This is a genomic window from Mesorhizobium sp. M1A.F.Ca.IN.020.03.2.1, from assembly GCF_004023205.1.
Lineage (GTDB): Bacteria > Pseudomonadota > Alphaproteobacteria > Rhizobiales > Rhizobiaceae > Mesorhizobium.
Genome location: NZ_RZSV01000233.1, coordinates 1 through 8,384, shown reverse-complemented (window position 1 = coordinate 8,384; position 8,384 = coordinate 1). Strand labels below are relative to the sequence as shown.

Genomic DNA, 8,384 nt, shown 5'->3' with positions numbered 1-8,384 from the left:
GGTGGGAAAAATGCTGATATAGACTGTCGCCAATAGGGCGGCAGGTGCTGCTGCAACGGTGCTAAACGCGACAAGGGCAGCGGTGAGCGGCAAGGTCAGCACCAGTGAAATGCTGCTCATCAGCGCCGCGAGATAGAGCGGCGCCAGCGGCTTGCTGATTCTCTTGTTCAGGATAGCAAACAGTGCTTCGCCGGAAACAGCGAGGACCACCAGCAGGTTACCCGCCAGCAGCTTCAGATCGAGGCCAAAGCCCTTGGCAGAGGCGACATTGACAAGAAGTGCGCCTGCCGTGACAGCGCCGACGGCGATCCATAGCTTGGCGCCAAGCCTCTCCTTCAAGGCCAGCGTTGCAACGAGGGCAGCCAATACAGGCAAAAGGCCGTGGATGACGCTGGCATTGGCACTCGTCGTCAAGGTCAAGGCGAGGATCATTAGAATGCTATAGCCGGCGCTGCCCGCGGCCGCCTGAATCATCACAATCATATATTCCTTTGCCAAGAGCCGCGACCGCGGCGTGCTTGTCAGGAAGACGAGTCCCCAGAGGATCGGCGTCGAAATCAGGAAACGCAGGGGAACGGCGGGGAAAGGGTGCATGCCGCCGGCAATGATTTTCGAGGCCACCACGCCGGATCCGACCAGCGTCATGGCTATGGTCATGAGGGCGCCTGCAATGATGCGTTGCGAATCCATGTGTTAGCCTACGGTATAGGGGGCGCGCGAACGCGCCTCCTTCAGCGCAAGAGCCCACCACTTGAGTTGGTGGAGCATGGTTTTGACAGCGCCGGAGCTGCGCTTCGGATCGAGCGGGCCCGCACCATCGGCAAAATGCTCCCACACCCCGTGAAAGCTTACTGCGTCCCGGACGGTGACGGCGTGGAGCTCGGCAAATACCTGCCGAAGATGTTCGACGGCCCTCAACCCGCCGGAAACGCCACCGTATGAAACGAAGCCGACCGGCTTGGCGTGCCACTCTTCAGTAGCCTGGTCGATAGCGTGCTTAAGATGACCGGGCATGCTGTGATTGTATTCGGGGGTGACGACAACGAAGGCGTCTGCCTTGGCGAGCTTACTCGTGAATGCCTTCATCGCCGGTGTCGGCTCCGCCAAGTGCCGGCTGGGCAGATCAATGTCTGCAACATCGATGAGGGAAAGCTCGAAATCGCCCAGTCTCTGCGCCTCCTGGGCAAACCAGTGTCCGACCTTGTCGCCATAGCGTCGTTCCCGCGTGCTGCCGATCAGCGCTGCGAGCTTGAGCCGTTCAGTCACTTCGCTCTCCTGTCTCAGGCCAGGAAACTGATGACACATCGGGACGATCGATGGGATTGCTAAAAGTTGGCGCTTTCTGATCTAATTGATCGATCATGCTCGACGCGCTCACTCTCGATCAGATGCGGATGTTCCTAACCGTGGCGGACGCGGGTAGCTTTCGCCTGGCCTCCATGCGGCTCGGTCGCGCCCAGTCGGCGGTAAGCCACGCGATTGCCAATCTGGAGACCGAACTCAAGACGGTCCTGTTCGACCGGTCGACTCGTCGGCCGACCTTGACCTCGGACGGACGGGCCCTGCTGGACGACTGTCGCTCGCTGGTTCTACGCGCCGATCTGCTGCGCGCGAAGGCGCAGGGTATGGGCAGCGGCATTGAAATCGAGCTTGCGCTGATGGTGGACACGCTTGTTCCATTGCCGGCCGTCGGCAGGGCTCTTGAAGCCCTCCACGCCACCTATCCGACGGTTGGCGTCCGGTTGCAGATAGGTACCCTTGGGGAACCGATCGATTGCCTCCTGCAAGGCACGGTCGACCTCGCGATAACGGTGGGCGAAGACCTGCGCGATCCGCGCCTGGAATTCGATTCCCTCGCGCCGCTGTCGATGGCGGCGGTCGTCGGTGCTGGGCACGCTCTGGCCTTGATAGCGAAGAAAGGCCGGGTGAGTACGCCAGAGCTGGCCGATCACATCCAGATCGTCCTGATGGGCCCTTCTCCTCGCTCCCATGGCCGCGACTATGGCGTGCTCTCCCAGCGCAAGTGGCGGGTGGGTAGCCAAGAGGCGAAACTGGCGTTGATCAGAGCAGGCATCGGTTGGGGGCGGCTTCCACTTTGGTTGATCGAGCAGGATCTTGTCGAAGAGCGGCTCGTGCAGCTTTCAGCCGCTGCGCTTGGTGAAAATGGGACAACGAAGAGCTGGGTCTATCTTGCCCGACGGCTCGACAAACCCTTGCTGCCAGCAGCCAGGTGCCTCAGGTCGGCGCTTCTGGCCGGAGCCGGGTTTGGTGATACTGCCGGGCTTCCAGCCTAGGCGCGCCTCGCCAATTGTTATGGACATCAGACCGTGCCGATGCCGTGCCTGCGGCAGACTAATCCGGCAAGCCGGGGCGGTCGAGCTTCTTTGGCGACAGCGTGAAGATCTCGCAGCCGCTATCGGTGACGCCGATCGTATGCTCGTACTGTGCCGACAGCGAACGGTCGCGCGTCACCGCCGTCCAGCCGTCAGACAAAACCTTCACATGCGGGCGGCCGAGATTGATCATCGGCTCGACGGTGAAGATCATGCCGGGCCGCATCTCGACGCCTTCGCCGACGGTGCCGTAATGCAGGATGTTCGGCGCGTCATGGAAAAGCTGGCCGACGCCGTGGCCACAGAAGTCGCGCACCACCGAGCAGCGCTCGGCCTCGGCATAGGTTTGGATAGCGGCGCCGATCGCGCCGGTGCGAGCGCCCGGCCTGATTGCGGCGATGCCGCGCATCAGGCATTCGTAAGTCACCTCGAGCAGGCGCTCGGCGGCGCGCTTGATCGTGCCGACCGGATACATGCGCGAGGAATCGCCGTGCCAGCCGTCGAGGATGTAGGTGACGTCGATGTTGACGATGTCGCCGTCCTTGAGCGGCTTGTTGTCGGGAATGCCGTGGCAGACCACGTGATTGATCGAAGTGCAGGACGATTTGGTGTAGCCGCGATAGTTGAGCGTGGCCGGCAATGCGCCGTGATCCATGCCGAATTCGAAGACGAAACGGTCGATGGTCTCGGTGGTGACGCCGGGCTTCACCATCGACACAAGCTCGTCGAGACAGCGCGCGGTGAGATCGCAGGCCTTGCGCATGCCCGCAAACCCTTCCTCGCCATAGAGGCGGATCTGGCCGGTGTTTCTCAAGGGGGCCGTTGCGGCGTCGAGATAGGTAACCATTCTTGTCCGTTCGCGGGTTGGCTCCTGACGCGAGCCGGTGCGGAAATTTTCTCCAGATTTGGCACTGGAAGCCGCAAGGTTCAAGGACGAAGTGCCTGCAACCGGTTTGCCGAGGGAATATTCGCTGGGCGGGCGCGTCTGGGTGTCGCGAAGCTTTCCTTGCACCATCCCTTGAGGTAGCCGGGTCAGGATTCAGGAGATTTACGCCCGTTGACGGCACCGGAACGCGCAAGATCGACGCTGCTGCCAAGCAGGACCGCGTGCTCGGCCCTGATGGCGCTGCTTGCGCTTGCGCTGGTGAGCTTCGCCAGGCCGAGGTCTCCGCCTCGACAGCGTCTGCCCCGCGCGGCGCCGGCATCAGCGCGATGCGGCAGGGCGAAACGTTTGCCTGGCTGAGGATCGCCGGCAAGGCGCAGGCCCTCGAAGCCCGCGCCGGCCGGCCGCTGCCGGTAAAGCTCGTCAGCGGCAATCCCGGCATTCTCGCTCCCGCATCCGATTTCCTTGTCGCTGGCGGGGCTTTGCCGGCGCAGGCCGGCATCGCGCCTCCCTTTGTGGCCGCGCCGCTCTCGCATCCCAATCAGCCCCGCGCGCCACCAACCGCCTGAGTCAGGCGGTCGCTGGCCGCAGCTTCCTCACCTCAACTATTCCTTGCGCGCCGCGACCTGGCGACGGCTATCGGCCGTCGGCAGGTTGCGTGGCGCGCCCATTGGACATTTCTCGATGCAACGTATCAAGACATTCAAGACACTCACGCGCTCTGCTTCGGCAGCCGCGTTTCTCGCCGTCCAGGCAGTTATCTGCATAGGCACCGTTTATTGGGCTGTAGCCGCAACGCTTCGTGTGGAAGGGACGGCGGCGATTGTGCTCGGCGTCATCTTCGCCGTGCCGTCCGCCAATCTGCTGATGGTGGTCTCGCGCATGGCCTACGAGGCGGAGAGGGACCCGGCGAACCGGTAGACGCAACCTCGACAGGGCGATGCCGGTTGCATCGCCCGGTCGAACGATGTGGCCAGAGCGCCGATCTGCCGCGGCAGTCGCCGGGCCCGCACCGCACTGAGGTCACATTCCTGCGTCAAAAGCCGGTCAAAGAACTTTTCAGAACGAACGGCGTCGCTCCGACTTCGCCAGTTCGGGAGACAGGGAATGGACAGACTGCAATTCGAGGTGCCGGTGCGCATCACGCCCGCGCCTGGCCTGCCGGTCGAGGAAATCTACAGCGTCGAGCAGGCGCTCGATTTCCTGCAGAATTGGCCGAAGCGCCGGCAGGGCAAGGTTTATGACGCCGCGTTTAACTCCTGCTTCGGCGCGACGGTCGATGTGGCAAGCGCCGAGGAAGCGTGCCGGGCCTTCATGGCCTTCTGCCGCGTCAGCGGTTTGCTTGCAAGGGACATGATGTTGCCGCTGAAGCGCGGCGGCAGCGCAAGAGGATTTCGCGAAGCGAGGGCGTGACGCGTCAACCGGCGAAAGATACCCCTCTGTAGTGCATTCCCACCTGCACGCCGCGAACGATCAACCTGGACAGGATCTCCATGTCCAGCGGCATATCCGGGCGCCACACATCAAGCAACAAGGCGATACGCGCCTGATCGGCGCTGTTCATGACCTCGTGCTCGAAAGTGTCGTCCCACAGCAGGCATTCGCCGTCGGCGATCCGCTTTTCCTCGTGGTTGATCATCATGATCGTTGCCGGGCGGCCGTCCGCCAGTTTCGGAATGACAAGGCCGAGATGAAATCTCATGATGCCGCGAAAGGGGCCGCGGTGGGGCGGGATGTGCTTGCGCGGCGCCAGGAATGAAACAGCCGCCGATTTGACCTCGGGGCACTCCGACAGCAACCGGCTGAGGGTAGGCATCTTCCCAAGGTTTTCCGGGATCGTCATGTCGTAAGCCTTGAGCACGAACATGCGCCAATCGAGGCCGTCATTGGCCGAAATCTCGGCCTGTTCCGGCATGATGTCGTGAAAACGCGGCACCCGGTTCAGTTGCACCGACAGCGCTTCATCGCGAATACTCTGCCAGACGGCCGCGAACTTTGTGGCGTTGGGAAAATGCGTGGAGGCATCAAGAATCGCCGGTGCATCTATGCGTTTTTCATAGATACGACGCACCAGATCGCTTCCAAGATCGTAGACGTTCGACATCGCATCGCCTCGACCATGTTATAATATAGTGCACGATTGCTTTCAGCTATGGGTCACGGAGATTTGTTCCGAGGCGTCAGCCAGACGTTCGGTTTTGTATCACGCGTCTTGGATGTCATCTGCGGACCAGTCGTGACGCCTCGATGACTTCGGGCGTCGTGCTGTCGATCGTGGCGTCTCAGCGCCAGCGGCTGGTCGGCTGCAGCCGCCGTCGTGCACCTCAGGACACACCGGGGGCGATTGGGCCGCTGCGCGGCGTCCTGTGATCAAAGAGGTTGCCAGAACGCACAAAGCCCCGCCGGCAACTTGCCAGCGAGGCATTTGTTGGAACCCGATCGTCAATCAGTGGCGATCGTGTCCGCGGCCGCCGCTCTGGTGGCCGTTGTTTGCGGCACCCAGGCACTGGCTCCAGTAATCATCGTGATTGCTGCAAGAAGTGATGGTCTGCTGCTGAGCATAAGCCGCACCGGACAAGCTGAAAACCGCGACAGTAGCCAGAATTGCATTACGAATAATGTTGGTCATTTGAGTTTCCCTTTGCTCTGATTTCCGGCAGTGCCGGTCAACGCCGTTTTTGCAGCGATCATGTTTCGATCTGATGGTGCGCAATTTCGGCTTTGTTTCGAGGAGGCAACGGCACACGCTCCCTGTGCGTGGGATGCCTGGGACAACTCCGATCACCTCAAAACCTTCTGACCAGCTTGGTTGTGTGCGAGCGTTTCAGGGGCAACTGTTTGGTTACAGCCCGTGAGCTTGCGTGCGACGCGGCGGAAACAATCATCTACCATCTAGTACCGATCGAAAGCAGCCGAAGATCGCTCGCGGGACGGCTTCGGCACATGGAAGGATGATGAGCCATGTCGATTTTAAAAACGCTCAACCGCATGGGAGCGGCCCTGAAATATGCGCATGATGCCCAAAAAACGACGCGGATGCTGAACGGCCCGCCACGCGAAATGCAAATGGATTTTGGCTGGGCAGTTATGCCGACCACCAAGTATCTTTCTTCCAACACTTGGGACGGTATCTGACGAAATTTCAGCGTAGAGGCGGCTCAAGCCGCCTGTTGGGCAGGAAGGACAAATCCGCAGCGTGCCGATGCCATCGCCGACCGAGCCGCAGAGGTCAAGGCGAAGCTGGCCCAAGTCGATCTTGCTGCGCGATTCCTAGCCCACCCGATAGAAACCCTGCACGGCGATCCCTACCGGATTGATATCGACCACTCCACTGCTTCGTCTTGGCTCGGGAGGCGAATGTTTGGCGGCGGAAATAGACGGGCTGCTGATCGATACTCTTCGGACCAGGCTCGGCTGCTTAGGTGGCCCGGCTATTCCTTGTGCGGAACAATATACCTGACAACGCTCTCGCCGCGCGTAATCGTAACTGTCGTATAGCCGGCTGGCAAAGAGCCCGTGATGGTCGGATCGATCACCTGGCATCGGCCGACCATTCTTCCGCTAGGAGCGCCGGCGAGTTCATCTGCCAATGAGGCACGGCATTCGTTGAGGGAGGCGAAAACCCGAGGCGCCGTATTAAGCGGTTTGCAGATCGAAGCCTCGCCTGGGCTGCACAAAAGCAAAACCATCACCGCTGCCGTAGCCGGGTCCATCGTCGAAGCTCCTTTGTGGAGCTTTAAACGCTCGCGAAATCCCTTTGTTTCAGATGTTGCTAAAATACGAGGCAATTCCCGGCGACCTCGGTGGCCGGGCCTGTCGATCCTCGGGAACAAGACGCGTTAGTTCGCTGTTATTATTAGCAGAGGCTAATACGATGCCTTTTTGCGTCACCAGTGCGACTTCGGATGCTGTTCTCGAAGCCAGGAACACTGACGCTGAGATCCTTGGAGTCGTCGACCTCGCCAACAAGACTGATGCCAAGATCGGCACCATGCGCCTGGGGGAAGCTATCCAGTTCGTTGCGAATGCATCCGTGCTTGGATACGGAGTTCGCGGAGCGATGGTGTTTTACGGAAAAGCAGGAACACCGAGCCTCAGGGCGAGAGAATGTGAGCAGTTGTGGGCGCTATATGGTTTCGCACTGCTTGAGCCATAATGTCTGACTCGAGGAGCGCTGGAAGGCGTTCACGTTATGAAAAGCGCCACCGGATGACACGAGCCGCTACGGATTCGCAGAGCGGGCCTATTTCGCGGTCACCGTCGGCCGAAATACGCAGTCGCTATTTGACGTTATTGGATGATTTGCCGGAAGAGGGTGCTAAGTCGCTGACATCTGCTGGTACGCCCAAGGGGAATCGAACCCCTGTTACCGCCGTGAAAGGGCGGTGTCCTAACCGCTAGACGATGGGCGCGCTCAGACGAAGCGGCTTATAATTGCGTTGTTCGCAACCGGCAACCCATCTGCCGCCACATGCGACAACTTTTTTCGCGAGCCTGCAAAACGCATGTTTGGCAACCGGAAACAGTTCGACCGAAGCAGGTAAGCCGCTCAGTTGTCGCCACCGCCGCCGCGTCGGCGGCAGCGCCAGTTCCAGTCGCGCTCGGGGCCGACGTCGACATGGACGGATTCGGTGTGGCAGTAGGTTCCGACGCCGCCGCGGCCGGGCATCGACCGCACATAGCTCGCCAGCTCCCACTTGGAGACGCCGGGCACCTGGATGTCAGCGGCGGCGCAGTACATGTGCAGCGAGTTCTTGGCGCCGTTGGCGCGGCGGTTGCGGGCAGGGTCGCGATAGCCGGAGGTGACGATCATCTTGCGGCCGAAATGACCCTCGATCGTCTTCAGCACGCGCACCAGCGAAGGCTTCAGGCAGGCGACGTCGACACTTTCGTTCTGTCTCAAGAGGCCGTTGGGCGCGAGCCTTGCCATGCCGGCGGCCGACGCCACCTGGTAGGAGCCGCCGCCTTCGTCCTCGTTGAGATCGACGTCGCTCTCGTCGTCGATGCCGGACTTGCGCTTGATCTCGAACAGCGCCGTCTGGCGCACGCCGGGCAAGGCATCGGCGCCGGTGATGTGGTTGCTGCTGTCGTCACCGAGGGAAGCCAGTTGCACCGGCTTGTCGCCCGGGGTCGCGGAGGCGAGGGTGACGATCGGCGTTGTCGGCGGC

At 61.1% G+C, this 8,384-nt stretch carries 12 protein-coding genes and 1 tRNA gene; 6 read left to right on the top strand and 7 right to left on the bottom strand.

Annotated features, from left to right (window positions below; translation table 11 throughout):
• Together EOA79_RS26420 and EOA79_RS26415 are read right to left on the bottom strand one after the other, a co-directional pair.
• A partial coding sequence (locus EOA79_RS26420) for a DMT family transporter (RefSeq protein ID WP_164893955.1) occupies nt 1–690 on the bottom strand: 690 nt, incomplete at its 3' end.
• 3 nt (nt 691–693) lie between these two features.
• Nucleotides 694–1,266, bottom strand: coding sequence for an NAD(P)H-dependent oxidoreductase (locus EOA79_RS26415; RefSeq protein WP_095826136.1), 573 nt, complete (start codon nt 1,264–1,266; stop codon nt 694–696).
• A 95-nt stretch (nt 1,267–1,361) separates the two neighbouring features.
• On the opposite strand from EOA79_RS26415, the gene EOA79_RS26410 reads away from it, so the two are divergent.
• A complete protein-coding gene (locus tag EOA79_RS26410) occupies nt 1,362–2,294 on the top strand; it encodes a LysR family transcriptional regulator (RefSeq protein WP_095826129.1) in 933 nt (310 codons plus the stop codon).
• Between the two features lie 58 nt (nt 2,295–2,352).
• Here EOA79_RS26410 and map read toward each other — a convergent pair whose 3' ends face one another.
• Nucleotides 2,353–3,180 carry a type I methionyl aminopeptidase gene (gene map, locus EOA79_RS26405; protein ID WP_067325367.1) on the bottom strand — a complete coding sequence of 276 codons (828 nt, stop codon included), beginning with the start codon at nt 3,178–3,180 and terminating at the stop codon, nt 2,353–2,355.
• Nucleotides 3,181–3,440: 260 nt separating this feature from the next.
• Here map and EOA79_RS26400 point away from each other — a divergent pair, with 260 nt between their 5' ends.
• The 3 genes from EOA79_RS26400 (at nt 3,441) to EOA79_RS26390 (ending at nt 4,629) form a co-directional block, all read left to right on the top strand.
• Nucleotides 3,441–3,785: a hypothetical protein gene (locus EOA79_RS26400; protein ID WP_245479165.1), complete on the top strand. Its 345-nt coding sequence runs from the start codon at nt 3,441–3,443 to the stop codon at nt 3,783–3,785.
• A 115-nt stretch (nt 3,786–3,900) separates the two neighbouring features.
• On the top strand, nt 3,901–4,137 hold the full coding sequence (locus EOA79_RS26395; protein ID WP_095826128.1) for a hypothetical protein: 237 nt from the start codon (nt 3,901–3,903) through the stop codon (nt 4,135–4,137).
• Between the two features lie 186 nt (nt 4,138–4,323).
• Nucleotides 4,324–4,629: a DUF982 domain-containing protein gene (locus tag EOA79_RS26390; RefSeq protein ID WP_095826127.1), complete on the top strand. Its 306-nt coding sequence runs from the start codon at nt 4,324–4,326 to the stop codon at nt 4,627–4,629.
• 4 nt (nt 4,630–4,633) lie between these two features.
• Here EOA79_RS26390 and EOA79_RS26385 read toward each other — a convergent pair whose 3' ends face one another.
• Both EOA79_RS26385 and EOA79_RS26380 read right to left on the bottom strand, forming a co-directional pair.
• The gene (locus EOA79_RS26385; RefSeq protein WP_095826126.1) at nt 4,634–5,320 is read right to left on the bottom strand and encodes an aspartyl/asparaginyl beta-hydroxylase domain-containing protein; all 687 of its coding nucleotides are present in this window, start codon (nt 5,318–5,320) and stop codon (nt 4,634–4,636) included.
• Nucleotides 5,321–5,662: 342 nt separating this feature from the next.
• Complete coding sequence (locus EOA79_RS26380; RefSeq protein WP_127325767.1) at nt 5,663–5,845, bottom strand: hypothetical protein; 183 nt, start codon at nt 5,843–5,845, stop codon at nt 5,663–5,665.
• A 332-nt stretch (nt 5,846–6,177) separates the two neighbouring features.
• Here EOA79_RS26380 and EOA79_RS33000 point away from each other — a divergent pair, with 332 nt between their 5' ends.
• On the top strand, nt 6,178–6,351 hold the full coding sequence (locus EOA79_RS33000) for a hypothetical protein (protein WP_164747630.1): 174 nt from the start codon (nt 6,178–6,180) through the stop codon (nt 6,349–6,351).
• 622 nt (nt 6,352–6,973) lie between these two features.
• Nucleotides 6,974–7,372 carry a hypothetical protein gene (locus EOA79_RS26370; RefSeq protein ID WP_245322496.1) on the top strand — a complete coding sequence of 133 codons (399 nt, stop codon included), beginning with the start codon at nt 6,974–6,976 and terminating at the stop codon, nt 7,370–7,372.
• Nucleotides 7,373–7,553: 181 nt separating this feature from the next.
• Here EOA79_RS26370 and EOA79_RS26365 read toward each other — a convergent pair.
• Both EOA79_RS26365 and EOA79_RS26360 read right to left on the bottom strand, forming a co-directional pair.
• A tRNA-Glu gene (locus tag EOA79_RS26365) sits at nt 7,554–7,628 on the bottom strand.
• Nucleotides 7,629–7,765: 137 nt separating this feature from the next.
• Nucleotides 7,766–8,384 (bottom strand): YcbK family protein (locus EOA79_RS26360; protein ID WP_128293433.1); only part of this gene is annotated, 619 nt, incomplete at its 5' end.

Bases quoted from the DNA above. Each gene is read 5' to 3' on its own strand.
- map (WP_067325367.1), bottom strand. From the start codon at position 3,180: ATGGTTACCTATCTCGACGCCGCAACGGCCCCCTTGAGAAACACCGGC.
- EOA79_RS26380 (WP_127325767.1), bottom strand. From the start codon at position 5,845: ATGACCAACATTATTCGTAATGCAATTCTGGCTACTGTCGCGGTTTTC.
- EOA79_RS33000 (WP_164747630.1), top strand. From the start codon at position 6,178: ATGTCGATTTTAAAAACGCTCAACCGCATGGGAGCGGCCCTGAAATAT.
- EOA79_RS26410 (WP_095826129.1), top strand. From the start codon at position 1,362: ATGCTCGACGCGCTCACTCTCGATCAGATGCGGATGTTCCTAACCGTG.
- EOA79_RS26385 (WP_095826126.1), bottom strand. From the start codon at position 5,320: ATGTCGAACGTCTACGATCTTGGAAGCGATCTGGTGCGTCGTATCTAT.
- EOA79_RS26395 (WP_095826128.1), top strand. From the start codon at position 3,901: ATGCAACGTATCAAGACATTCAAGACACTCACGCGCTCTGCTTCGGCA.
- EOA79_RS26390 (WP_095826127.1), top strand. From the start codon at position 4,324: ATGGACAGACTGCAATTCGAGGTGCCGGTGCGCATCACGCCCGCGCCT.